The organism is Brevibacillus sedimenti (genome assembly GCF_020923495.1).
GTDB classification, from domain to species: domain Bacteria; phylum Bacillota; class Bacilli; order Brevibacillales; family Brevibacillaceae; genus Brevibacillus; species Brevibacillus aydinogluensis.
Window position 1 is genome coordinate 1,755,911 of sequence record NZ_CP064048.1, and the last position, 23,930, is coordinate 1,779,840.

Sequence of the window (23,930 nt, forward strand, 5' to 3'; positions counted from 1 at the left end):
AAACACGAACTGTGCAAACTGGAGTCAATGTGTGCAAAAAGTAGTCAATGATGCGCAAGCATCGTTATGAAAGCGCATACATTTTTGCGGCTCCTGTCCTCCCTGACGATTGGCATGTCTTTTGCTACTTCCAAAAATGAAAGGCAGCCAATTCTTTTGAAAAGGGGGAAACGTCACGTGTTTCAAGCCTTGACCAACGCGTCGGTCCGATTGGTGCAGCGCTACCTGCCCGACGCCTTCATCTTCGCCATCATCCTTACATTCGTCGTGTTTTTTGCCGGGATGGCTGTCAACGGAAAGTCGCCGCTGGAGATGGTAACGTACTGGGGAGACGGCTTCTGGGGACTGCTCAGCTTCACCATGCAGATGGTGCTGATTCTTGTCACCGGTCATACCTTGGCCAGCACGGACCTGTGCAAGCGGGGATTGCGCGCGGTCGCTTCCTCGGTCAAAACACCGGGGCAGGCAATCGTTCTGACCAGCCTGATCTCCTGTTTGGCGGCGTGGATCAACTGGGGATTCGGGATCGTCATCAGCGCTCTGCTGGCCCGGGAAATCGCCCGGCGGGTGGAAAACGTGGATTACCGTCTGCTCATCGCCAGCGCGTATGGCGGTTTTGTCGTCTGGCACGGCGGACTGTCCGGCTCCGTCCCGTTGACGGTGGCCACGGAGAACCACAGCCTGCAGGACGTCATCGGCGTGATTCCCACGTCGGAAACGCTCTTTTCGCCGATGAACCTGACGATCGTCATCGCGATCATGATCGCCCTGCCGCTGATCAACCGGATGATGATGCCGGCGAAAGAGGATACGGTGGTGTACAAAGGGCCGGGCATCGATCATGAGGAGACGGCAGCCGCGTCTGATGCGACAGCAATGGACAGCCCCGCCGCCAGGCTGGAGAACAGCCGCATCGTGTCCATGCTCGTCTCCGCGTTGGGTCTGATCTTCCTGATTGCCTACTTTGTGAAAAACGGCTTCAAACTCAACCTGGACATCGTCAACTTCGGATTTTTGTTCCTCGGCATATTGCTGCACGGCACACCGCGCAAGTTTCTCGACGCCATGAACGAAGCGGTCAAGGCGACCGCCGGGATCGTTGTGCAATTTCCGTTTTACGCCGGCATCATTGGGATGATGACCGGATCGGGGCTGGCCGCCAGCATCTCCCAGTGGTTCATCAGCATCTCCACGCCAGCCACTTTCCCGCTGTTTACCTTCTGGAGCGCGGGTCTGCTCAACGTGTTTATCCCCTCCGGAGGCGGTCAGTGGGCAGTGCAGGGGCCGATCATGATGCCGGTCGCCACGGAACTGGGCGTTTCCCATGCCAAAGTGGCGATGGCGATCGCCTGGGGAGATGCCTGGACGAACCTGATCCAGCCGTTCTGGGCGCTGCCGGTACTGGCCCTGGCGGGGCTGGGGGCGCGGGACATCATGGGGTACTGCCTGATGATGCTGTTCGTCACCGGCGCGATTATCAGCCTGGGATTCCTGCTGTTTTAGCATCCCGCGACACATACACGCTATCCATCCGGTCGAATACGTCTGTCCCCATGAAAAAGCCGGCATCTGTCACATGCAGATGCCGGCTTTCGGTCGTATGCTGTTACACTGCGGTCAATGGCGATTCTTGTTGGTCTGCTTCGGGGGGAACCAACTGTGTGATGGCGATCCGCGTCACGCGGTGATTGTCCATGTCGGTCACCGTAAACAGGTGGTTTTCCCACTCGACGGAAGCGCCGACGGCAATCTCCTCTTCAAGCTGACTGTACAGCCAGCCGCCAATGGTATCGACGTCATCGGACACCAGTTCAAAGGGCAGGTGATCGTTTAGATCAGCCAACAGGGTTTTTCCCGCGACGGACAGGCCTTCCGGCGTTTTTTCGATGTCGGGACGTTCATCCGTGTCAAACTCGTCCTGAATGTCGCCGACAATCTCTTCCAGGATGTCTTCCATGGTGACCAGACCCGCCGTCCCGCCGTATTCGTCGATGACGATTGCCAACTGCGAGCGTCTTTTCTGCATCAGCCGCAGCACATGGCTGATCTCCATCGATTCCGGCACGGTCAGCACGGGGCGGAGGTAATTCTCCAGCCGCACGTCCTTGTTTTCCAGGGCGGCCAGGTAAAAGTCGGTCGCGTGGACAAACCCGATGATGTTGTCCTTATCTTCGTTCGCCACCGGAAAGCGCGTGTGGCGCTCCGTGCGAATAATTTCAAGGTTTTCCTCAAACGTGTTGGAGGTATACAGGCAAACCATGTCGATGCGCGGGATCATGACTTCCCGGGCCAGGGTTTCGGAAAAGTCAAACACGTGCTCCACGAGCGAAAGTTCGGTCTGGTCGATGTGGCCGCTTTGATGGCTCTGCGTGACCAGCAGGCGAATCTCCTCTTCCGTGTGGGCCGCTTCGTGTTCGGACACCGGTTCCAGTCCGGCCCACTTCAGCAGCCGGTTGGCCGTTCCGTTCAGCACCCAGATGGCCGGGTACATTATCTTGTAAAACAGCATCAACGGTGCTGCCACCCACAGCGAGGTCGCTTCCGCTTTCTGAATGGCCAGCGATTTCGGCGCCAGTTCGCCCAATACGATGTGCAGGAACGTGATGAAGGCAAAGGCCACGCCGAACGAAATCGCGGAAATGACGTAGTCGGGCAGTGCGAAGTTATGCAGCAGCGGCTCGACAATCATGTGTGCAATGGCCGGTTCCCCGACCCAGCCCAGTCCAAGCGAGGCCAGCGTAATTCCCACCTGGCAGGCGGACAGGTAGGCGTCCAGCTGTTGCGTCACTTTTTGCGCGAAGCCGGCTCGTTTGTGTCCTTCATTGACCAGTTGGGTCAAACGCGTCTGGCGCACTTTGACGAGGGCAAATTCAGCCGCAACGAAAAAACCGTTCAGAAAGACGAGAAAAGCGACAAGCAAAAGGTTCAGCACTAGCGGAATACTCTCCAAGTAAACAGTCATCCTCTCTGGAATATTTTGATGTATACTTTTATGTTACAAAATTGGAACCCTGATGCACAAAGCCGAAAAACCGTCATTCCGCCCCCTGGGGACCCGCTGTCCGGAAAAAACAGCGGTAAGGTGGCCGTCTCACCCGTTTTTGCTCCCGCAACCGACCGCAGAGGCCTGTACGGAAAAAAGCAGCTTGTCAGCGCACGCCCAGCAGGTGCTGGCCGTAGACGAAAAAGGCGGAGAGTACGCCGGCCAGGGCGAGATAGGCGACCAGCACTTTCCACTTGGTGGAGGCAGGTGCCTCGTAATACGTGGTCAGACGGTGCAGCTGCTCCTCCACCCGGGCCAGCTGTTGGCGGGTGGTCTGTTCTGCTTCGGTGAGCAGCGGAGAGGGAGCGGGACGGGACGGATCACCGTCTACAAACAGCACCGGTTCGTGCTCCCACTTCCGGAACAATTCCCAGATCCGATCCGCATACTCTTTGTCCATGGCGATGCGTTCGCGGACAAAACGTTTGTCATCCTGCAAAAACGGGATAGCGAACCCTTTGGGAACCGGGATGGCAAAAGCCTTCTGTTTTTCGGCGCTGAGCCGTTCCCGGGTCTCAATCGACGAGTCGAGCTGCGGCCAGTGGGCAATCTCCTGCAGTACGCCTTCCAGCTTTTCCTTTTCATAACGCAGCACGCGCTGCCGGTACCCTTCCCGCGCACGGCTCCACCAGGTCATCGCTCCGAAGATAAAAATGATGACGATCATCGGGCTGGGGCTGACAAACATCATGAACCCCAGCGCCAGCAGGCCGATCAACCAGATTTTGGTGGACAGCACAGAGACGACCCGTCCGCCGTCCAGCGGCGATACGGGCAGCAGGTTAAACAGGTTGAGCAACGCACCGAGATAGATGACCAGCACCCAGAACGGATCATGCGTCCACCAATAAAGGGGAAGGGCAGGCAAAAAGGCAAGCATGCCAGCCAGCGGTCCGCCGTATGCCAAATACGCTTCAGTGGCGGCGTCACGCGGCTGGTCCTTTATCGCAATAAACGCGCCGGCAAAGGGAATGAACACCGCAGGCGATACCTTGATCCCCTTGCGTTTGGCAGCGATGACGTGCCCCATTTCATGGACAAATATCAAATAGACGAGAGCCGCTGCGAATTTCCACCCGTACATCCAGGCGTACACCCACAGGCTGATGAGCATCGACAGCAGCGTCGTGCCGAACTTTGAAAATTTTAACAGTCCTACAACCCATTTCAGTTTGGTCAGCAGAAAAACGCCAAGGATTACCAGAGCTGACCTGGTTTTGTTCATGCCAGTTCCTCCCGAACGGTAATGCTAGACTCTATTCGGTATACGTACAACGGCGGGAAAAGTTTCCCGGCAAGGGGGCGGCTGATCTCGGGCCCGGTCGGGCGGCTGCTGAAGTGTCTATGTGTCCAGCCGCGGATTGTGAAAGGTAAAGCCGTATTCCCCGTACAAGGCGTTGTAGCGCAGTTCGGCGCCGTCAAAGTACCAGAAGTCGTTCGGGCGAATGACAAAGCGCATACCCTCCACCTCAAAGATTGCGTCGCCCGGCTGCTCCTCGTCTTTTTCAATCGCATAAAACAGGCCGCCGGTGCCGGGACCGCCCGTGCGGACGTACAAGCGCAGCGTGTCGCCGGGGCGGAATCCAGCGTATCGCTGGTAGGCCTGGGCAAACGCCGGTTCGATGGTCACGTGGATGCTCATGATGGAACTCCTCTCTCACAGATCATGTCCATCTATTGTACCATATACGGGAAAAAGCGCCGCTGATGGCACAGCGGCGCATGTTCTCGTCAATCCTTGCCCATGCTGACGTCGTGAGTCGGGTGCATGAACGGCACTCCTTTGGGCGGCTTGTCTTCCAGCAGCTCCTTGTTTTCCGTCGTATTCCAGCCGATGTCATTGGTCGGGTGAACCCATTTGTCGCCGGCCATGACGAACGGGTCTGTCTCTGTGCTCCACTGGTTGAGCGGCGATTCGGGTGAATTGTAAAAGCTGTCGCCGATCACGACGCCGTGTTCGTTGACGAACGGTTTTTGCATGGAGCGGGTCGAGTTTTTAAAATCAGGTGCGTTAATCTGATGGGGAAGCGTGCCATCGATCGAGACGTCTTTATTCACTTCCGTCTTTTGTTCCGTCTTTTGCTTGCGGTCCATCGTGAGCATCTCCTCCGGGCGAAGGTTTTGCGCCTGTTGCTCTTACCGGTTTTCTTTTAGCCGCTCTTGTGGTTCACTATTGATGGAGCCGTCAGAGCGGATCGCTTCGGACTGGGCTTTCGGCCTGCTGATTCCGGGGGACTTGCCGAAATCTTTTTCCTTATTGCGTACCATCATCTGCCCTCCTCTTGTGTCGCTTGGTGTTAGTATGACCGGAAGCAGCAGTAATGATGAACAAGCAAACGGTGAAAGGAGAGAATGGACCATGGCGAAGAAACAGCGGCGCCAACCGCAGCGGCCGACGGCACAACCGGCTGCCGCGGAGGTGAAAACGGGTCTGAACCTGAAAGAGATGCTGAGCCAGGAAGCGTTAGACAAGCTGAAAATGCTGGAGCGGGAGGTAAAAGCGGCCCGCGAGCGGGAAGAACAGGAAGCAGCGGAGCGCAGACGGCGGGAGCAGGAAGAGCGGGAGCGCAACAAGAGCTTTGCCGAACTGCTGGAAGAGTATGAGAAAAAAGGCGGAGGCAAGTACAATTGACGGCGGGCGCGGACGGACGGAGGCAGCGGCCGGACACGTCGAAAAACGGCCTGATGAAAAAGCGGCAGCTCACACTCAAGGATGAATCACTCAAGGAGCGGGGACGCGAAATCTTGTCCCGACTGGGGAAAAAGGACAGATAGGCGTACAGGGATTTTTTCCCCGCCTTTCCCATATAGCTATAAGAAGGGAAGGGGGAGCCCCATGGGGACAATCCTGCTGTTTGTCAGCATCTTCTGCGTGGCGGTAGGCACTTGGCGGCTGATCGGCATATACAAGGAGGGCAAGCCCGAAAGCAAATGGCTCTGGTGGACGGTGGCCAGCGTGGGGATAACGCTCTTTTTTCTCCTGAAACTGGTCACGGACACTCCGGCGCTCTATTGAAAAAGCACCTGCAAGCGCTATGGTCAAACTCCCATAGATGCAGACATGAAGAAACGCCCTGCCGTTGGGCAGCAAGCTGACGCCTGTACGCTGCAGGCGTTTGCTTTTTTGTTGAGCTGAAGACGTTCTTCGTGCGGCGGCGAGACATGCTGATCTGATCAGTCTGCAATATGGAGTGCACTTCAGCGCTTACAGGTGCTTTTTTTGCGTTCGATTCGGGATATGTCCATCAGGCAGGCGGACGCTTCCGTGCGGTTGGGCGAAAGTGCCCCGCGAAGGCGTCGTTATTCGTATCGCAGCGCCTCGATCGGGTCCAGCTTGGCGGCCTTGTTGGCCGGGTAGAGGCCAAAGAAGATGCCGATCGCGCTGGAAAAGGCAAAGGCGATCAACACGCTGTTCCAGGACATGAGCGGCGGCAGTTTGGCAAAGTAGGAAATCAGCGCGGCGGTGCCAAGACCGAACAGGACGCCGATCAGCCCGCCAATCAGGCAGACGATCACCGACTCGATCAGAAACTGGACGAGAATGTCACTTCGTCGCGCTCCCAGCGCTTTGCGAATGCCAATCTCGCGGGTCCGCTCGGTGACGGAGACGAGCATGATGTTCATGACGCCCACGCCGCCGACGACCAGCGAAATGCCCGCGATCACGCTGAACACCGTCGTCAGTATGCCGGTCACCTGGTTGAACTGGCTGACCTGCTGCTGCATGCTCACGGCCCGGTAGTGGCTTTCTTTCTGGTGCTTGCGGCTCAGGTACTGGATCGCCTGCTGCATGGCGGCATTGACCGACTCCTTGTCGGTGGCCTTGCCGATCAGGTAGCTGACCCATGGCTCTTCGTAGCGGCTCTGGTCAAACCGGATGGGCAGGTAGGCGCTGTAGGACTGCTCCACGTCAAAGCGAAACTTGTCTTCCTTGAACGTGCCGATCACCACCAGCGAGGTGCTGCCCATGCGGACGCGCTGGCCCAACGGGTTCATCTGGCCGAACAGCTTCTGTGCCAGTTCTTCCTCCAGAACGATCACCGCCCGCAGTTCCTTGTCATCGGCGGCGCTGAAAAAACGTCCTTTGGACACTTTAATGGTCGGCTGCACCTTGGGAAAATCGGCCGTCGTGGCATACAGGTTGACGCGCTCTTCCTTTTTTGGTCCCTTGAGCATTGCCATGGATTGGTTCATCGGCACGATGTGTTCGATGTTGGGACTGATTTTGCTCAGCACGTCGGCGTCCTCTACCGTAAGGTCTTCCGGCGCATGCTCTTGCTTGCTGTTGTAATCAACAAAGACGTTGAACGAGTTTTGACCGAATTTCTCCATCTCGCTGATGATGGCTTTCTGTCCGCCTTCCCCCAGGGCGGTGACGGCGATCACTGAAGTAATCCCGATCACGATCCCCAGCATAGTCAAGCCGGAGCGCATCTTGTTTGCCCAAATGCCTTCCAGGGCGGTGCGAAAACTTTCCCAGACGTTCATGTCGTGATCACCTCGTCGGACGGAACGGCAATCAGCCGGTTTTCCACCCGTTCGTCGCGGATGATGACGCCGTCCTTGAATGTGACGATGCGTTCCGCGTGCTGGGCGATGTCCGGCTCGTGCGTAACCAGGATGATGGTGACGCCCTGGCTGTGCAGTTCCTGAAACATGGCCATGATTTCGGTGCCGGAGCGGCTGTCCAGGTTGCCGGTCGGCTCGTCAGCCAACAGGATGGACGGCCGATTTACCAGCGCGCGGGCAATGGCCACGCGCTGCCGCTGCCCCCCGGAGAGCTGTGTCGGCTTGTGGTGGACGCGTTCAGCCAGTCCGACCCGCTCCAGCGCTTCCAGTGCCCGTTTTCGCCGTTCCGACCGTCCTACACCGGCGTACATCATCGGCAGTTCCACGTTGTGCAGCGCCGTGGAACGGGGCAGGAGATTAAAGGATTGAAAGACGAAGCCGATTTTTTGATTGCGCACCTGCGCGAGCTGCTTGTCGGACAGTTTGCTGACTTCAATCCCGTCCAGCGTGTAGGTGCCGGAATCAGGTCTGTCGAGGCAGCCGAGCATGTTCATGAATGTCGATTTGCCGGAGCCGGACGGCCCCATGATGGCGACGAATTCCCCTTTTTCCACGGTGAGCGAGACACCTTTCAGGATGGGCAGTACCGACTCGCCCGTCTTGTACGATTTTGTCAGGCCTTCGACGTGCAGCATCGGTCGACCTCCTTTCTTCCGAACAGGTTAGATGCCCGAATTCTGCGGTTCCTCGGATGGGAGGACCGGTGCGTTCTCCTGGAGGGTGTCAAACGGACCGAGAATCACTTGTTCGTCCCCTTTCAATCCCGACGTGATCTCAGCGAACAGCTCGTTTTCCACGCCCACGGTCACTTTCCGCTTTTTCGCCGCGCCGTTTTCCGCCACCCAGACAAACGTGCTGCCGTCCGCTTCCTGCTGCACCGCTTCGATCGGCACCTGCCGGGCGTTGTCGATCTTTTGCACGGATATGTCGATGTCGACGTGAAAGCCAGGTTTCAAGGCGGACAAGTCTCCGCTTGGTTCCAGCGTCACTTTTACCCGGGTCTTTTCTCCTTGTCCCGAGCTGTTTGGCGTCGTGACGGCGATCGGGGAGATGCGGATCACCTTGGCGTTCAGCCTTTGCTTGCCCAGCGCGCTGCCTTCGATCACCGCAGTCTGCCCGAGTTTGATCTTGCTGACGTCGGACTCGTTGATGTCCGCTTCGATCAACAGGTGGTTCAGATTGGCGATCGTCAGGATTTCCGTTCCCTTGTTCACGTATTGGCTGTTTTCTGCGGCCCGGTCGATGACTGTGCCGTCGGTCGGGGCGACCAGCACGCTTTGCACGCGTTCTTTTTCCAACAGGGCCTTCTCCGCCAGGCGGGAGTTGATCTGTGCCTGCAGGGAGGCGATCTCTTCCTTGCGCGGCCCTTTTTGTTTCAGCGCGTACTGCTGCCTGGTCACGTTGAGTTGAGACAGCGCCGAGTCCAGCTGCGCCTTCGCCTTGTCCAGCTCCTGCTGGGTAGTGGCGCCTGACTCATGCAGCTGCCGGATGCGCTCGTACTCCCGTTTGGCATTGTCGTAATCCCGCTCCGCCTGGGCGACGCGCTCCCGCTCCTGCGCCAGTTCTTCCGGTTCGCTGCCGGCCTGTGCCTTGGACAGGTTGGCCCGGGCCAGTTCGATCTGCGCGTCGATCTCCATGATCCGGCTTTCCACGTCAGACGTGTCGATCTTGCCGATGACCTGTCCCTTTTTGACGACATCCCCCTCCTTCACGGCAAACTCGCGCAGGATTCCGCTGACATTGGCGTATACCCGTTGCTTGTCTGCGACAGTGACGATCCCGGAGGTGAGTACCTTGGTCTCCAGCGCGGCCGTGGTGACCTTTCCCACGCTTACAGGCATTCCTGCTCCCTGCGGTGAGCCCAACAGGGCCATGCTTGCGGCTCCCACGCCCAGTACGACAGCGACGGAGCCGACGATCCACCAGCGTTTTTTCATACGATCCTGTCTCCTTGATCCATCATGATATAAGATTCAAATGATAAGATTCGAATGGTTTTACGCGGCTGAAGGGAAAAGGTAACAATTGGGTTGGAATCGTTCACAAAATGTTCACAATTATGCGGCAGATTTCTTCGCCGCAGGACAGATCCGACTTCTTTCTCTGCCGGCTCAAAGGTAAACATGATAAGATGAGAAACAGATACAAACATGTCTTTTTATGGAGGGAACCATGAACCAAGTTCTTCGTTTCGACTGCTCGAATGCTCTGGGCTTTGTCCGGCCGCACGAATGGACACAGCTTGCCCCTGCAATCAAACAGGCACACGAGTTGTTGCACAACAAGACGGGGGCTGGCAGTGATTTTCTCGGCTGGGTCGATTTGCCCATTCACTATGACAAGGATGAATATGAACGGATCAAACAGGCAGCCGCGAAAATTCAAGCGGAGTCTGATGTGCTGCTGGTCATCGGGATCGGCGGTTCGTACCTGGGGGCCAAAGCCGTCGTGGATGTGCTGGGCCACCACTTTTACAACCTGCTGCCCAAGTCCAAACGGCGCACGCCGGAGATTTACTTCGTCGGCAACAATATCAGCCCGGTCTACGTCTCCCATCTGATGGATGTTCTCGAAGGGAAAGACGTGTCCATTAATGTCATCTCCAAATCGGGCACCACGACGGAACCGGCCATCGCGTTTCGTCTGTTCCGCGCCTGGTTGGAGAAAAAATACGGACGTGAGGAAGCGAAAAAACGCATCTACGCGACTACGGACAAGGCGAAAGGCGCGTTGAAACGGCTGGCTGACGAGGAAGGGTACGAAACGTTCGTCATCCCCGACGACGTCGGCGGACGCTACTCCGTGCTGACTGCAGTAGGTCTTTTGCCGATTGCCGTGAGCGGCGCCGATATCGATGCGCTGATGCAGGGCGCTGCTGCTGCCCGCGAGCGTTACCTGACGCCTGTTCTGGAAGACAATCCGTGCTACCAGTACGCGGCTGTCCGCAACGCGCTCTACCGCAAAGGCAAAACCGTCGAGCTGCTGGTCAGCTACGAGCCGCAGTTCCGCTATTTTGCCGAGTGGTGGAAGCAGCTGTTCGGCGAGTCGGAGGGCAAGGACGGCAAGGGGATTTTTCCTGCATCTGCCGAGTTCTCCGCCGATCTGCACTCGCTGGGACAATACATCCAGGACGGCATGCGCCACCTGTTTGAAACAGTGGTGGCTGTGTCCAAGCCGGCGGTGGACGTTACGATCTGCGAAGATCCGGACGATCTCGACGGGTTGAATTTTCTCTCCGGCAAGGGCATGGACTTCGTCAACAAAAAAGCTTTTGAAGGAACGCTCCTGGCCCATGTGGACGGCGGCGTGCCCAACCTCGTGGTGGAAATTCCGGAAGCGACGGCCTACCATCTCGGTGAGCTGATCTACTTCTTTGAAAAGGCATGCGGCATTAGCGGATATCTGCTCGGGGTCAACCCGTTTGACCAACCCGGAGTGGAAGCCTACAAGGCGAACATGTTCGCCCTGCTGGGCAAACCGGGGTATGAACAGCAAAAAGCAGCACTGGAAGCGAGACTGCGTGGAAAGCAATAAGACGTACCTGACTGTGTCCGAGACCGCTGCCTACCTGGAACTGCCGGAGACGTTTATTCTGGAAAAAATCCGCGAGGGACGCATCCGTGCCGTTCACAACGGCGAAGAATACCTGATCAACAAGGACCAGTTTCAACATCATCTGGAACAGATCCGCAAACTGAGGGAATGGGAGGAGGCGACCCGAAACGAGCCCATTCCTGAAAGCTACGATGTGAAAGACGAGGACTGAGCGCCGCGCTCTTGCCAGGGAGCGGCCGCAGGTCTATACTGAAGGGTGTAAACGACATAACGGAAAGCTACTGGGGGAGTCCATCACGCAGGGCTGAGAGGACGGAAGCGATGACCGTCGACCCTTTGCACCTGATCCAGATCATGCTGGCGCAGGGAAGTGGTTGCAAGCAAAAGAGCAGTCTGTGTTTGCGGATGTGCATCGGCCCACCTTTCCTGCCGGGGAAGGTGGGCTTTTTGCATGCTTTCGTCCGGTGGGGCGGCATCAGCGGGGTGGCAGGAGAACAGCGCGTTTACCCAGGCTTCGCCGCTTGAGCAGGGCGGGGCGCAGTTCCATCGAGGAGAGGAAGAACCATGACGAATTGTTTGATTGTAGGCGGAGGCATCATCGGATTAAGTTTGGCTTATGAGCTGTCGCGGCGCGGGTTGTCCGTCACGGTGGCAGAGCAGGGGGCGTGGGGCGGCCAGGCGTCTTCCGCAGCGGCCGGCATGCTGGCTCCGCTCAAGGAATTTTCCCAGCCAGGCCCGCTGCTTGATTTGGGCATCGAGTCGCTTCGCCTCTACCCGGAATGGGCGGCGGAGCTGGAAGCAGAGGCGGGCAGAGATGTGCAGCTTTGCATCGACGGGCTGTTGACCGTGGCGTTGACGGAAGAGGAAGCGGAGCAGTTGCGCGCAAAGTTCACCTGGCAGCGGGAGAGCGGTTACGATGTCCGCTGGCTGACCGGAGCGGCCATCCGCGACGTTGAACCGCTGTTGACGGATCGGGCGATCGCGGCGATCCACTCGCCATCCGAAGGGCATGTCAACAACCGGATGCTGCTGCAGGCACTGGTGACGGCGTGCAAGCGGCGGGGCGTGACGCTGCTTTCCGGCTGCGTGGTGACGGGCTTCGTCGCGGAAGGAAGCCGGGTGGTGGGCGTCGAGACGACTGCGGGATCGCTCTTTGCCGACGAAACCATTATCGCCTCCGGGGCGTGGGCCGGCATCGCGATGGGCTGGCTGGGGCTGTCCATTCCCGTTCTCCCGGTGCGTGGACAGATCGCAGCGGTCGACTCGGCGGGGATTCCGCTGCGCACAGTGATTTTTGGCAGCACGGGCTATATCACGCCCAAACGGGACGGCAAAATCGTCCTCGGCGCTACGGAAGACGAGGCCGGCTTCCAGCGGGAGGTCACGCTGGAAGGCTTGACCGGCGTGCTGAACGGCGTGATGCCGTATGTGCCGGCGCTCTCATCGGCCCCGTTTTTGGAAGCATGGGCGGGACTGCGCCCGGCTACCGCCGACGGCAAACCATTGTTGGGGCCGGTGCCGGGATGGTCGGGATTGTCGCTCGCCGGCGGACACTTTCGCAACGGCATTCTGCTTTCTCCGATCACAGCCAAGCTGATGGCGGATTATCTGGAACAGGGACGGACAGAACGGCTGGAACCGTTTTTGCCCGAACGCTTTACGAGTGTCGTGTCACAAGGCCGCAAAATGGGCTAGACTTGCCTGGAAAAATAGACACCTCCCCACACGCAGGCGTATATCGTAATACAGAAACGACAAAAGGGGAGGAGTTTTCATGGAGTCGTCGCAAAAACAACTGTTTCAGGCTGAACCGGCGGCGGTCAGCATGTTAAAGGATATGCGTGAAACCGTGCAGGAGATTTGCAAGAAGCACGCGCGGCAAAAGGTACGGATCGAAGCGATGGACGGTCGCGTGTACGAGGGCAAAATTCTCGATGTTGACGATTTCCACGTCTACGTGGAAATTGAGGAAAACGATGAGGGGCCGGCCGATGTTATGGGAGCCGTGGAGCCGGTCTCCAGCCGGTATCCGCAAAAATCACGACCGCAAGACGGATGTCCGCCTCGGGAGAGTGCCGTCAGTCCATACGGTACGACAGGTCCCAACGTCAGTCCGTACGGGATGGTAAGTCCCTACGAGATGGGGCCCGGCGTCAGTCCGTACGGGATGGTGAGTCCCTACGAAGTGGGGCCGAATGTCAGTCCGTACGGGATGGTAAGCCCATACGAGATGGGGCCTGACGTCAGCCCGTACGGGATGGTAAGTCCTTACGAGATGGGTCCCAACGTCAGTCCGTACGGGATGGTAAGTCCCTACGAGACCGGCCCCGCTGAGAGTCCGTACGGGATGGTGAGTCCCTTTGAGTCAGCCGGTCCGTCCGGCAAATCTGAGGGAATGGTGAGCCCCTACGAGCAAACCGCACCGTTTGAACAACCTGCCGAAATGGTAAGTCCGTACGAAGCGGTCAGTCCCTACGAAACCGCTGGACCCCAGGGCAACGTCACGCTGCAAAACAACATCAATTTGTACGGCAACCCGTATTCCCAGGTAAGCCCGTATACTGATTTCAGTCCATACCCATACCCCAGCTATCCATACTTCTACCCTGTTCCGTTCGGCGTGTTCAGAGTGCCTGTTCACAAGAAGAAAAAGCGCCGTTGCCGCCGCAAGGTGATTCCTCTGGCCCTGTTTACCCTGCTGTCGATTTCCCTCATTTGACCATAACACCAGCACGAAGCCTCTGCCGGGCTGTATCCGGCGGGAGGCTTTTTCCATTTTCACCGATGTTTGAGTACAACCGCGCCGTTTGTCGCACACTACCGGGTAGAATCCGAAAAAGGCAGGGATGGAGATGCAACCGATTGAAAGCAGTTTGGCGGGTACGAGAGGCACGTTTGGATTCTTTCGCGAATCGCTCGAACCGGACGGCTTTACCCTGGCCAACTGGGATTACCACCGGGGGTATTTTGACCGCAAGCTGGACGATCAGGGGATGGTGTATCTGCGGCTGCCGGTGACGGTCATGGAAGGGGAACTGGACAGCCCGGACGCCTGGTTGGAACTGGGGACGCCGTTTGTGCTGAAACACGTCTACCAGACCGGTGTGGAGGAAGACATCGGCTATTACTCGCCTGTCGCCTCGGCTGCCATGAACCAGTTTCAGGAGCCGGTGGACAAGGACGCACCTGTGGAACAGGTCTGGATGCGCAAGGCGGAGGCGATTGTCCGGGAGTTGGAAAAACGGTTTGCCTAGCATTAACGGGCCCAGAATAGGGCCCGTTTCAGCGTGTAGACAAAGTCCGCGGCGCATGGGAGATCGGCCCCGCTCGCTCGCTTGACGCCCAGCAAAGAAGCGGATGATGTCCGCTCCAAAACGAGACGCGGGCAGGGGACAAACATCTGGGTATTTCGAGGAAGTGAGACTTGTGTCCCCTGTTGGTCCCCGCGTCTTCGTTTTTCCGCTGAGCCGGTCGTCAAAGGAGCTCGCTTGGCCCATCCCTCCATGCGATGCCCATTGTCTTCCGCTTCGGTTGATGAATGGGCAGGCCTTCCGGCCTGGAAATCATTTTTTGTGGACGCTAACTCAATGAACCGTTTGTCTTCAGTCTGTAACGGGCCCAGAATAGGGCCCGTTTTTTGCGAATAACACCGGATTGCAATTCCTGATTCTGCCATCTGGCACTGCGCTGACCTGCCGTGTGCCTGCTATGGCGGTGGATTTCGCGGTAGTGTAGAATGGTAGCAACAGGAATGGAATCACAGGGAGTGGAAAACGATGGCCTGGTACTACCCGCTGCTCAAACTGTATTGGCGTATCCGCAGGCCGCTGACGCTGGGTGTCCGGCTGATTGTCACGGACGATGAAAAAGGCGTGCTGCTGGTGCGCCACACGTATGTGAGCGGATGGTATTTGCCGGGCGGAGGAGTGAAAAAGGGAGAGACGTTTTTGGAGGCGGCCCGGCGTGAGCTGTGGGAAGAGTGCGGCATAGAGGCGAGCGAGATGAGGATCTGCCACCTCTACTACAGCGAGCGGGAAGGGAAGCGGGATCACATCGCGCTGTTCCACGTCACCCGGTACCGCCAGCATGAACGGCCAAAGTCTGACCCGGAAGTGGCGGATATGCGCTTTTTTGCTTGGTCAGAATTGCCGGAGCAGTTGTCGCCTGCGACGAGGCGGCGGCTGGAGGAGTTTCGCTCCGGCCGTTTTGCGGCGGAGCGCTGGTAGCCCGCGTCGGCATCCCGGCCACCGGAGTGTTCCTGTAACATTGTGAATAGCAGGCATGTATGTGCGTAAAGTGAGGGTAGACCACCATGAAAATTGCCACCGTACTGCGGAATGACGACTACTCCCGGGAGGTAGAACGGGAGCTGAAGGAAAAACTGCTGGGCGAGGACAGCCCGTACTGCTTTGTCCGGGAAGAGGGCGAGACGCCTGATCTCGTGCTCTCCATCGGCGGGGACGGAACGCTGTTGGAAGCGGTGCATCAATACGGCTTTGAACCGACATACGTCGGCATCCACACCGGCCATTTGGGCTTTTACGCGGACTGGCGGCCAAACGAGCTGGATGCGTTCGTACAGGCTCTCAAAGAGCAGACGAAGCCGTTTGTCGCCGAATACCCCACCGTTTCGTGCCGCATTCTGACCCGCGACGGCCGCATCATTCACAAATGGGCGCTCAACGAACTGGTGATCCGCAATGCGTCCCTGTCCACGCTGGTGGCCTGTGTGTACATAAACGGCGACGAGTTTGAGACGTTTCGCGGAGACGGCCTGATCGTCTCTTCCCCGTCTGGAAGCACGGCGTACAACAAAGCGGTGAACGGAGCGCTCGTCCATCCTTCCATCGAAGCGATTCAGCTCTCGGAGATCGCATCGATCAACAATCAGGCCTACCGGACGATCAACAGCTCGCTGGTGCTGCCCAAGCACCACGAGGTCGAACTGATCGTGATGAATCCACAGATCATGATCGGGTTGGACCGGGAGCAGGCAGTCTGGCAGGACGTGTGCTCCATCACCTGCCGCGTCGGCGTGGACAAAGTGAAGTTTGCCCGCTACAAGCGGCTCACGTTTTGGAGCCGGGTGCGCAATTCGTTCATTACGGGATAGAGAAACGCTGGAAAACAGGCGGAGGAGGCGGCTGGGATGAAAAAAGCGGGGACGCTTGCGGCGATTTTTCGTCATCCCGTCAAGGCTATGGGCGGCGAGCGGCTGACGACGTGCCGCGTGGACGCATTTGGCGTGTACGGCGACCGGGGCTATTACTTCCGGGACAGGAACGGCAAGTATCTCAGTGCGGATGCAGTTCCGGGCGTCTTGGGCTTCACCGCCCGGCTGGCAGCGGAGAGCGGCGAGGACGCCTATCCGGAGGTGCGCGTGACCGCGCCGGACGGTACCGTGTACGGCTGGGAGGAGACGCTGTTCGCCAGGGTGGCTGAGACGACGGGACGGCCGGTGACTGCTGTGCGCAGCACACCGCGTGAAGGCGGAGAAAACTGGGAAGATCACATCCTGCTGGTGACCGATGCCTCGCTGCGGGAGATCGCCCGCCTGATTGGCCGGGAGAGTCTGGACCCTCGCCGCTTTCGGGCCAATTTTGTAGTCGTGCTGGATGAGGACACGCCGTTTGCCGAGGATGCCTGGCTGGGCAGGCGGCTGCGCATCAATGACGTGGAACTGCAGGTGAACAAGCCTTGCGAACGCTGCATCTCCATCAACATCGACCCGGATACGCTGGAGCTGCATCCGGCTGTGCTGAAAACGGTGGTAAAGCGGCACCGCAACCACTTCGGCGTGTACGCGTCCGTCGTCACCCAGGGGCGGGTGTCGGAAGGCGACGAGGTATTTGTGGAAGAACCATGACGGAAGGCTGTCCGACAAGACTGACGGACAGCCTTTTTATCTGAGTTCCTCGTAGATCTCCCCCAAATCGGTATATCCCTGCTCAATCGCCTTTCTCAGGTAGATCCCCCAGAGCGAGGCGGCGGCGACGGCATCGCAGTAGGCGTGGTGACGGCGGGAGATGTGAATGCCGTGGGCGGCGCACAGGGCGTCCAGCGAGCTGTTGCCGATCACCTCGCCAGACACGCGGACCAACAGCATGGTGTCCAGCAGCCGATGCGTAAACCGCCGGCGGCCATGTTTCCATAACGCCGCCCGAAAAAACTGCCGCTCGTGGCGGGAGTGGTGGGCGACCAGCGGCCGGTCGCCGACAAACTGGAAAAAGCGCTGGAGCGCGGCAGCCGGATCGGGCGCGGTGCGAACCATCTCGTCGCGTATCCCGGTAAGGGAGGCGATGTGGGGAGGAATCGGCCGGCCGGGGTCGACCAGGCTGTAAAACGATTCTCCCAAAAGCAGTTGGTCTCCCCGCATCGCCACGGCACCGATGGAGAGGATGGTGTCACCGCGGTCAGGGGAAAAGCCAGTCGTCTCCAGATCGACGACGACCACTTCCAAATCGGCGAGCGGCAGCCGGCCCTCCGCTTCCTTTCGTTCGCGCCGCAGCGAGCGGAGAAAGGCGATTAGCCCCGGATTGCCAAGGTTCCGGTCCGCTGACGGCATTCGAACTGTCTCAGCGGCCCGGCTCATCTGCCGCAAGCGTTCCCACAGGTCTCTGGTGTGCATGCCGGCACCTCCCTACTCCGGGTACGCGGCCAGCATTTTTTTTGTCCATTTCTGCAGCCGCAGCGCCAGCTTCATTGCCTCGCGCAGCATTGAGAGCGTATCTGACGACAGTTCCGACAGTTTGACGTAGCTGTTGCTGGCGTAGGTGCCGTCCCGCCAGTGCAGCGGAGCGATCAGCCTAAGGCCCAGCAGCAGCCGGAAGTGGTGCTCCACCTCCCGGCAGAACGCCACCGGCCAGATGCCTGCTTCCCGCAGGGCAGCCAGCCGCTCCAGCGTGGAGGCGGCGTGAATGCCGTGAGCCAGGGCGAAGTGGCGGACGACGTTGACGATCGGCAGATACACACCGTATTTCAGGTTGATCGCGCCCTGATAGCGGCCGGTGATGTCCGGAGCGATCCGGCCCAACCACGTGAGCGGAATCCGGTGGAAGCGGGTGTTGCTCACAAGCCTGCCGATCAGAATCGGGTTGTGGGCGAGCAGCCTCCGGTACTGCTTGATCAGCGGGGCGACCACATCCGGCTCCCCCCAGAGGATGCGGGCGTCGCCCACCAACAGGAGATAGCGGGTGTGCTCCCACACCGGATCGGCAGCCCAGGCGGCGAGGCGCTCCATCCATTGGTCCGTGCTGCCGCGCCAGCGGGCCGACACGCAGGTGACGTTGCCCCGGCAGGGCGGATAGCCTACTTGTTCCAAGCCCTGCACGATGGCAGCCCCCAGCAGGTGAAAGTAGTTTTCCACACGCTCCATCTCCCGTTTGTCCATGCCGTCCGGAATCCGGTAGACAAGTCCGTTGTCCTGATCGCTGATGACGGCCTGCTCGCTTCGCCCGCCGCTGCCAAACTGGAGAAAGGCGAACGGGACGGGCGGCGTGCCTACGCCCATTTTCGCCAGGTGGCGCACGGCGAGCAGCACGCCCTGGCGGATCACCTTGTCGTGGATCAGATTGACAGTCACGGCGTACGGTGCCATTTCCCCAGCCCGATTCATCCCTTCCAACCGGTACAGGTCCAAGAGCTCCCGGCGCAGGGAGAGCAGTTCCTGAAACGAACCGGCGTCCGCGATGCGGTGACAATCCTCAAGTGAGAGAATGAGTGGATCGCCTTTGTGGGGCGGAAACGTAAGGGCGTTCCGATTGCAGCAGTTCGGGATATCCGTATCCCCCGTGTTCGCTAAGGTCAAGGCCCATCACCTCTTCTTCTTCGGTTACGCGAAGTCCCATCGTTTTCTTCATGATGGCGAGAATGACGTACGAAGCGACAAGCACATACACCAGCGCGGCAAATACACCCAACGCCTGAACGCCCAGTTGGTGGAAGCCGCCGCCGTAGAACAGGCCCGGCATCCCGACGCCCACTTTTTCGACCAGGGCGGGAGCGGCAAAAAAGCCGTTGGACAGCGTTCCCCAGATGCCGGCGATGCCGTGGACGGAGAAGGCGTAGATTGGATCGTCAATGCCCATCCGATCAAACCAGATGGCAGTATAGAATGTAAGAATACCTGCCACGGACCCGATGGCAATCGCAGCCCACGGTTCCACAAACGCGCAGGAAGCGGTGATTGCCACCAGGGCGGCCAGCACGCCGTTCAGCATGCTCGGGATGTCTGCTTTCCCCGTGACAGCCCACGCGATGACCAGAGCGGCAACCGCACCGGACGCGGCCGCGAGGTTGGTCGTCAGCGCCACATGGCCAAAGAGGCCGGAGACGGAGCCAAACGCAGACCCCGCGTTGAAGCCAAACCAGCCAATCCACAAGATGATGACCCCCAGCGTGGTGTAGACCTGATTGTGACCGGGTATCAAGTTGGAACTGCCGTCTTTGTTGTACTTGCCGAGGCGCGGCTTGAGCAGGATGGTGGCGACGAGAGCGGCGGTTGCTCCGGTCAGGTGGACGACCGTCGATCCGGCAAAATCCTGTTTGCCGTGTTCCGCCAGCCATCCGCCCCCCCAGATCCAATGGCCGACAACCGGATAAATTAAGATCGTATACAATATTCCGAAAACGACGTAGACAGAAAGTTTGGCGCGCTCGGCGAAGCCGCCCCAGGCGATGGAGAGGGAGACGCCGGCAAAAGCCAGTTGAAACAGGAACTTGATCCCGACCGGAATGTTGGCGAAGGAAAGGGATTCGTAGGCCGCAGCCGCCTGTTCCTCCGTTCCGTTGAAGAAAAAGCCGGTCAGTCCGATGAACGAATTGCCGTTGCCAAACGTCAGGCCGAAGCCCAGGGCCCAAAACGCCAAGGTGCAGATTCCAAACGTCAGGACCGTCTTGCCGGCGATGTGTCCGGCGTTTTTCATGCGCGTCGACCCAGCCTCCAACAGCGCGAATCCGGCCTGCATGAAGATCACCAAAATGGCGGAGACCATCACCCAGGTGGCATCCACTGCGGAAGCGAGAAGAGGCAGTGTCGGTTCCATGTAATCCACTCCTTTTTTGTGTCAGATAATCTGACATGTTAATTTTTTATGTTAGATTATATGACGTGAGATGGTGGAATGCAATCATTTTTTCGCAAGGCTCGTACATCTCTGCAAAGAGATGAAATGATGACAATCACTGCACCGTCCGGGACGAACATGTCGGTGTCGGGTTAAGGTACACGTCAAGATGGATCCGAAATGATACAATAAAACAAAATATGGGAATCCCTGGGGGGAGCATCTGATGGGAACCAATCTGTATCTTGTGCGGCACGCCCATTCCGTTTATACGCCGGATGAAAGAAACCGGCCATTGTCCGAGCGCGGCTGCCTGGACGCGAAAAAAGTAACCGAATTGCTCAAGCGGAAAAACGTCGATCATGTCATATCAAGTCCGTACAGACGAGCGATTCAAACCGTCGAAGGCATAGCACATTCCATTGGGAAAGCGGTGGAGATCGAGGAAGGGTTCAAGGAAAGAATCTTGTCTGATAAACCCGTGGAGGATTTTCAATACGCTGTCGCACGGGTGTGGGAAGACGAGCATTCTGGCAACAACTTTCCATGCCCGATATCTACCGATTGTCATTTGACGGCACAGAATTGCGGGAGGTCAGCAGGGTGTGGGAAGGATGACAAAACGGGTAACTGCGGGAAGCGATTCGCTCCGTCGGTACCAAAACAGCCGCCTTGTATAAGACGGCTGTTTGAGAGACAAGCGGTCCTTACATGGGCCGGGGCTCGGGCTGCTCCTTCTGCTTGCGCTGCTGCGAAGTTCCCTGGTTGTCTTCCGTGTGCGTGTCGTCAGCGATTGTGCTGCTCGTCAGGCCGGTGACAGCCAAGCCTTTCTGGTTCAAATTTTTGGCGCTTTTCCACTGTGCCATGGTGCACGCTCCTTTCCCCCTGGTTCACCTCTAGCTTCCCCCGGCAGGCGTCTGTGTTACGCAGCCAGATGTTCCCGGCGGTCTATTTCCGGCCGCTTATGTAACGGGTATACTAAACGTATCACCTCGCTGGAAAAGGAGGCGTGGCCGCGTGGAAGAACGTGTCATTATTGTCGAGGGAAAAACGGACAGGGAGCGGCTTCTGCAGGTTTTGGCCGAACCGGTATTGATTTACTGCACATACGGGTCGTACAGCGCGGACAAGGCGGGGCGGCTTGCGGAAAAACTGGAGACGGCCGACGAGGTGTACGTGTTTACGGATGAGGACCACAGCGGAAAAAAATTGCGCAGGCAGCTATCGGACGATTTTCCCCACGCCCAGCATTTGCATACAAGGCGGATGTTTGCCCAGGTGGCCAACACACCGTTGGATGTGCTGGCCGAAATTCTGGAGCGGGCGGGCTTTCAGGTGCAGGACCGACAGCGGGACCCGGAAGTTTGGCCGGACGGGGATAAGAAGCGGCCGCAGGGGCAATAACAACAGTATCTGCACAAGTGGGAGGTGTCTGTTGGTTGCGCAGTCTGGTCGCCTTTATCAACCGGATGAACATCGGGATCTGGCTGTTGGGCATTTTTGTCGCTCACGTCCTGCTCTACCTGTTATTGGGGACCGCCACCTGGCTGGCCACATCGCTCCTGGCTACGGCGTTTTACGGCCTCGTGCTGCTGGTGGCCAAACTGGTGGCCAGCCGGTACGGAGACAAGGAGCACATAAAGTGAAAGAGCCGGCGGCAGCGCCGGCTTATTGTTTGGCTATCCGCCGAAATACTGCATGCCGAGGATGATAATGCCCAGGATCCAGACGTAAACGGCAAAGCCTTTCATCGAGCCGGTGCTGATGATCTTCAGCATCCAGCGTATGGCCACGTATCCGGCGATGGCGGCACACATCGTACCCACCAGCATCGGAATCATCGCGGCCGTTTCCACCGGTTGCCTGACCAGCTTGAGCGTCTGCAGTCCGGTAGCTCCCAGAATGGCCGGAAGCGACAGCAAAAAAGAAAAGCGAGCTGCATCGGCGCGATTGATGCCGCGCATAAGCGAACCGGCAATTGTCAGGCCGGAGCGGGAGATGGCGGGCAGGATGGCGGCGCCTTGCAGCGTACCGATGATCAGGGCGTCTGTGTAGTTGATCTCGTCGAACTTCCGCGTCCCCCTGCGCATTGATTCCACTCCCCAGATAATCACGCCGGTGGCGAGAAACTCCCACCCGATCGTCACACCGGTCCGGGAAATCTCCTCAAAATAGTCTTCAAATGTCAGGCCGATGACGGCAGTGGGAATGGTGCCGACGACCAGCAGGCGGGCCAGTTTGCCGGTCGGGTTAATCAGGACGTGACGAATCTCCGGCCAAAACACAATGACGACGGCGATCAGCGTCCCAAAGTGAAGCATCGTGTCAAAGAGCAGGCCGGCTTCCTGCAGACCGAACAGCTTGCGGAACAGCACCAGATGACCGGTGCTGGAAATCGGCAGGAACTCCGTCAACCCCTGAACAATGCCGAGAATGATATGTTCCAGAAGCACAAGCATCACGAGTCGCTCCCATCTATTTAGACTGGAAATAACTGCTGGTAATTACGACAGTCGTCATCAGTTGGTTACACATCAAAACAGGTACAACCGGTACAATCCATACATATTGCAACCGTCGGCCGGACTTGCCTGATTAGCCGAATTTTCTGCGGGATGGGCAAAAAGGTGTGGAATGGATTGCCGCCGGTTGGGTATAGTTAGGATGCAAACAGGAGAGAGAGGAAAGGACGCAAATGAACAAGAGGCACAACAAAAACCGGGTGCACACCGCTCTGACCCACCTCCAGGCGGGCATGACCGTGACGATGACGGTGGCGCGGCAGACGGATTTCGGCTATTTTCTTCACGAGGGAGAGGCGGAGGTGTTTCTCCACCGGAGCGAAGCAGACGGTCCGCTCCGGGTCGGTGAAGAGGTGGACGTCTTTCTCTACCACGACCATGAAAATCGATTGGCGGCTACCATGCAGATGCCCTATGTATCGTGGGGCGAGTACGGCTGGCTGGAAGTGGTGGATGTGTCCCCGCGCCTGGGCGTATTTTTGGATAACGGCATCAAGAAGCACCTGCTGCTGTTCGTGGACGATCTCCCCAAGATGCGGCAGGAATGGCCTCGCGCGGGTGACCGCCTGCTGGTGACGCTGAAGCGGGACAAGCAGGGACGTCTGCTGGCCAGGCCGGTGTCGGAGGAGGAAATCAGCCGGATTGCGGTCCCGGCCGACAACGACATGCACAACAAGTGGGTGGAAGGCACGGTCTACAAAGTGATCCAGGAGGGAGCGTTCCTGTTTACGGACGACGAGCACGTGCTGTTCGTCCACCGCGACGAGATGACGGAACCGCTTCGCCTGGGGCAGTCGGTCCGCTGCCGAGTGAGCTACGTGCGCGCAGACGGCCGGTTGAACGGCTCGATGCATGCGCGCAAGGAAGTCCGGTACGCAGAAGACGCGGACAAGCTTCTCCACTACCTGATCGACCGGGGCGGAGCGATGCCGTACACGGACGACACCCCGGCCGACATCATCCGGGAGAAGTTCGCGATGAGCAAGTCAGCCTTCAAGCGGGCCCTGGGCAAGCTGATGAAGGAGCAAAAGGTGGAGCAGGACGAAGGCTGGACAAGATTGATTCGCAAGTAAAAAGACGGGTCCCTAAACAGGGGCCCGTCAGTGTGTAGACGAAGTCCGTGGTGCATGGGGTGATGGGGGCGACTCGCTTGGCCCATCCCGCCGTGCGATAATA

Annotated in this window: 28 protein-coding genes, 1 pseudogene and 1 riboswitch; of the genes and pseudogenes, 16 read left to right on the forward strand and 13 right to left on the reverse strand. The window is 58.3% G+C overall.

Annotated features, from left to right (window positions below):
• The first annotated feature begins 177 nt into the window (after window positions 1-177).
• Window positions 178-1,503 (forward strand): short-chain fatty acid transporter, encoded by a 1,326-nt coding sequence (locus IRT44_RS08615; protein ID WP_212132642.1) that lies wholly within the window; start codon window positions 178-180, stop codon window positions 1,501-1,503.
• 103 nt (window positions 1,504-1,606) lie between these two features.
• Here the strand turns inward: IRT44_RS08615 and IRT44_RS08620 are convergent, their stop codons facing one another.
• The 5 genes from IRT44_RS08620 to sspK form a co-directional block, all read right to left on the reverse strand.
• On the reverse strand, window positions 1,607-2,950 hold the full coding sequence (locus IRT44_RS08620; RefSeq protein ID WP_171565149.1) for a hemolysin family protein: 1,344 nt from the start codon (window positions 2,948-2,950) through the stop codon (window positions 1,607-1,609).
• A gap of 199 nt (window positions 2,951-3,149) precedes the next feature.
• Window positions 3,150-4,268, reverse strand: a complete 1,119-nt coding sequence (locus IRT44_RS08625) for a site-2 protease family protein (protein WP_171565148.1) — start codon at window positions 4,266-4,268, stop codon at window positions 3,150-3,152.
• 117 nt (window positions 4,269-4,385) lie between these two features.
• Window positions 4,386-4,685, reverse strand: coding sequence for an iron-sulfur cluster biosynthesis family protein (locus IRT44_RS08630; protein WP_171565147.1), 300 nt, complete (start codon window positions 4,683-4,685; stop codon window positions 4,386-4,388).
• Window positions 4,686-4,774: 89 nt separating this feature from the next.
• On the reverse strand, window positions 4,775-5,137 hold the full coding sequence (locus IRT44_RS08635) for a DUF3905 domain-containing protein (protein ID WP_212132643.1): 363 nt from the start codon (window positions 5,135-5,137) through the stop codon (window positions 4,775-4,777).
• A 42-nt stretch (window positions 5,138-5,179) separates the two neighbouring features.
• The gene (sspK, locus tag IRT44_RS08640) at window positions 5,180-5,314 is read right to left on the reverse strand and encodes a small acid-soluble spore protein K (protein WP_230077763.1); all 135 of its coding nucleotides are present in this window, start codon (window positions 5,312-5,314) and stop codon (window positions 5,180-5,182) included.
• Window positions 5,315-5,402: 88 nt separating this feature from the next.
• On the opposite strand from sspK, the gene IRT44_RS08645 reads away from it, so the two are divergent.
• The 3 genes from IRT44_RS08645 (at window position 5,403) to IRT44_RS08655 (ending at window position 6,059) form a co-directional block, all read left to right on the forward strand.
• Entirely contained in the window at window positions 5,403-5,675 is a 273-nt protein-coding gene (locus IRT44_RS08645; protein ID WP_171565145.1) for a DUF3886 domain-containing protein, read from the forward strand.
• Entirely contained in the window at window positions 5,672-5,818 is a 147-nt protein-coding gene (locus IRT44_RS08650) for a hypothetical protein (RefSeq protein ID WP_212132644.1), read from the forward strand. The genes IRT44_RS08645 and IRT44_RS08650 overlap by 4 nt, the downstream gene beginning before the upstream one ends.
• A gap of 61 nt (window positions 5,819-5,879) precedes the next feature.
• Window positions 5,880-6,059: a hypothetical protein gene (locus tag IRT44_RS08655; protein WP_171565142.1), complete on the forward strand. Its 180-nt coding sequence runs from the start codon at window positions 5,880-5,882 to the stop codon at window positions 6,057-6,059.
• A gap of 284 nt (window positions 6,060-6,343) precedes the next feature.
• Here the strand turns inward: IRT44_RS08655 and IRT44_RS08660 are convergent, their stop codons facing one another.
• Genes IRT44_RS08660 through IRT44_RS08670 form a run of 3 tightly spaced genes read right to left on the reverse strand, consistent with a single transcriptional unit; the run spans window position 6,344 to window position 9,549 of the window.
• Window positions 6,344-7,531 (reverse strand): ABC transporter permease, encoded by a 1,188-nt coding sequence (locus IRT44_RS08660; RefSeq protein WP_171565141.1) that lies wholly within the window; start codon window positions 7,529-7,531, stop codon window positions 6,344-6,346.
• Window positions 7,528-8,247 (reverse strand): ABC transporter ATP-binding protein, encoded by a 720-nt coding sequence (locus IRT44_RS08665; protein WP_171565140.1) that lies wholly within the window; start codon window positions 8,245-8,247, stop codon window positions 7,528-7,530. Before IRT44_RS08665 ends, IRT44_RS08660 begins: the two co-directional genes overlap by 4 nt.
• Window positions 8,248-8,274: 27 nt before the next feature.
• Entirely contained in the window at window positions 8,275-9,549 is a 1,275-nt protein-coding gene (locus IRT44_RS08670) for an efflux RND transporter periplasmic adaptor subunit (RefSeq protein WP_212132645.1), read from the reverse strand.
• A gap of 235 nt (window positions 9,550-9,784) precedes the next feature.
• Between IRT44_RS08670 and IRT44_RS08675 the strand changes: the two genes are divergently transcribed.
• From IRT44_RS08675 to IRT44_RS08710, 8 genes are all read left to right on the forward strand, one after another.
• Window positions 9,785-11,146: a glucose-6-phosphate isomerase gene (locus tag IRT44_RS08675; RefSeq protein ID WP_230077764.1), complete on the forward strand. Its 1,362-nt coding sequence runs from the start codon at window positions 9,785-9,787 to the stop codon at window positions 11,144-11,146.
• Entirely contained in the window at window positions 11,097-11,378 is a 282-nt protein-coding gene (locus IRT44_RS08680) for an excisionase family DNA-binding protein (protein WP_171565136.1), read from the forward strand. Before IRT44_RS08675 ends, IRT44_RS08680 begins: the two co-directional genes overlap by 50 nt.
• A gap of 62 nt (window positions 11,379-11,440) precedes the next feature.
• Window positions 11,441-11,553, forward strand: a riboswitch (TPP riboswitch).
• A 178-nt stretch (window positions 11,554-11,731) separates the two neighbouring features.
• Window positions 11,732-12,862, forward strand: a complete 1,131-nt coding sequence (gene thiO / locus IRT44_RS08685; RefSeq protein WP_230077765.1) for a glycine oxidase ThiO — start codon at window positions 11,732-11,734, stop codon at window positions 12,860-12,862.
• Window positions 12,863-12,941: 79 nt separating this feature from the next.
• Window positions 12,942-13,886, forward strand: a complete 945-nt coding sequence (locus tag IRT44_RS08690; RefSeq protein WP_171565132.1) for a S1 domain-containing protein — start codon at window positions 12,942-12,944, stop codon at window positions 13,884-13,886.
• A gap of 133 nt (window positions 13,887-14,019) precedes the next feature.
• Window positions 14,020-14,421, forward strand: a complete 402-nt coding sequence (locus IRT44_RS08695; RefSeq protein WP_171565130.1) for a YugN family protein — start codon at window positions 14,020-14,022, stop codon at window positions 14,419-14,421.
• Between the two features lie 522 nt (window positions 14,422-14,943).
• The gene (locus IRT44_RS08700) at window positions 14,944-15,393 is read left to right on the forward strand and encodes an NUDIX domain-containing protein (protein WP_171565128.1); all 450 of its coding nucleotides are present in this window, start codon (window positions 14,944-14,946) and stop codon (window positions 15,391-15,393) included.
• Between the two features lie 86 nt (window positions 15,394-15,479).
• On the forward strand, window positions 15,480-16,280 hold the full coding sequence (locus IRT44_RS08705; RefSeq protein ID WP_171565126.1) for an NAD kinase: 801 nt from the start codon (window positions 15,480-15,482) through the stop codon (window positions 16,278-16,280).
• 36 nt (window positions 16,281-16,316) lie between these two features.
• Entirely contained in the window at window positions 16,317-17,033 is a 717-nt protein-coding gene (locus IRT44_RS08710) for an MOSC domain-containing protein (protein WP_171565125.1), read from the forward strand.
• A 36-nt stretch (window positions 17,034-17,069) separates the two neighbouring features.
• Here the strand turns inward: IRT44_RS08710 and IRT44_RS08715 are convergent, their stop codons facing one another.
• The 3 genes from IRT44_RS08715 to IRT44_RS08725 are packed head-to-tail and all read right to left on the reverse strand — an operon-like array spanning window position 17,070 to window position 20,211.
• Window positions 17,070-17,795: an exonuclease domain-containing protein gene (locus IRT44_RS08715; RefSeq protein WP_230077766.1), complete on the reverse strand. Its 726-nt coding sequence runs from the start codon at window positions 17,793-17,795 to the stop codon at window positions 17,070-17,072.
• Window positions 17,796-17,807: 12 nt separating this feature from the next.
• Window positions 17,808-18,974, reverse strand: a complete 1,167-nt coding sequence (locus IRT44_RS08720; RefSeq protein WP_230077767.1) for a DUF294 nucleotidyltransferase-like domain-containing protein — start codon at window positions 18,972-18,974, stop codon at window positions 17,808-17,810.
• On the reverse strand, window positions 18,871-20,211 hold the full coding sequence (locus tag IRT44_RS08725; RefSeq protein WP_230077768.1) for an ammonium transporter: 1,341 nt from the start codon (window positions 20,209-20,211) through the stop codon (window positions 18,871-18,873). The genes IRT44_RS08720 and IRT44_RS08725 overlap by 104 nt, the downstream gene beginning before the upstream one ends.
• A 247-nt stretch (window positions 20,212-20,458) precedes the next feature.
• Here IRT44_RS08725 and IRT44_RS19470 point away from each other — a divergent pair.
• Window positions 20,459-20,638: pseudogene (locus tag IRT44_RS19470) on the forward strand (SixA phosphatase family protein); the annotation flags it as partial.
• Between the two features lie 301 nt (window positions 20,639-20,939).
• Here the strand turns inward: IRT44_RS19470 and IRT44_RS08735 are convergent.
• Window positions 20,940-21,098 carry a hypothetical protein gene (locus IRT44_RS08735; RefSeq protein ID WP_171565120.1) on the reverse strand — a complete coding sequence of 53 codons (159 nt, stop codon included), beginning with the start codon at window positions 21,096-21,098 and terminating at the stop codon, window positions 20,940-20,942.
• 151 nt (window positions 21,099-21,249) lie between these two features.
• On the opposite strand from IRT44_RS08735, the gene IRT44_RS08740 reads away from it, so the two are divergent.
• Both IRT44_RS08740 and IRT44_RS08745 read left to right on the forward strand, forming a co-directional pair.
• A complete protein-coding gene (locus tag IRT44_RS08740) occupies window positions 21,250-21,636 on the forward strand; it encodes a toprim domain-containing protein (RefSeq protein ID WP_171565119.1) in 387 nt (128 codons plus the stop codon).
• Between the two features lie 35 nt (window positions 21,637-21,671).
• Window positions 21,672-21,878, forward strand: a complete 207-nt coding sequence (locus tag IRT44_RS08745) for a hypothetical protein (RefSeq protein ID WP_171565118.1) — start codon at window positions 21,672-21,674, stop codon at window positions 21,876-21,878.
• 33 nt (window positions 21,879-21,911) lie between these two features.
• On the opposite strand, the gene IRT44_RS08750 is transcribed toward IRT44_RS08745, so the two are convergent.
• A complete protein-coding gene (locus IRT44_RS08750; RefSeq protein WP_230077769.1) occupies window positions 21,912-22,691 on the reverse strand; it encodes an undecaprenyl-diphosphate phosphatase in 780 nt (259 codons plus the stop codon).
• Between the two features lie 236 nt (window positions 22,692-22,927).
• Here IRT44_RS08750 and IRT44_RS08755 point away from each other — a divergent pair, with 236 nt between their 5' ends.
• Window positions 22,928-23,827, forward strand: a complete 900-nt coding sequence (locus IRT44_RS08755; protein WP_171565116.1) for a CvfB family protein — start codon at window positions 22,928-22,930, stop codon at window positions 23,825-23,827.
• Window positions 23,828-23,930 lie beyond the last annotated feature (103 nt).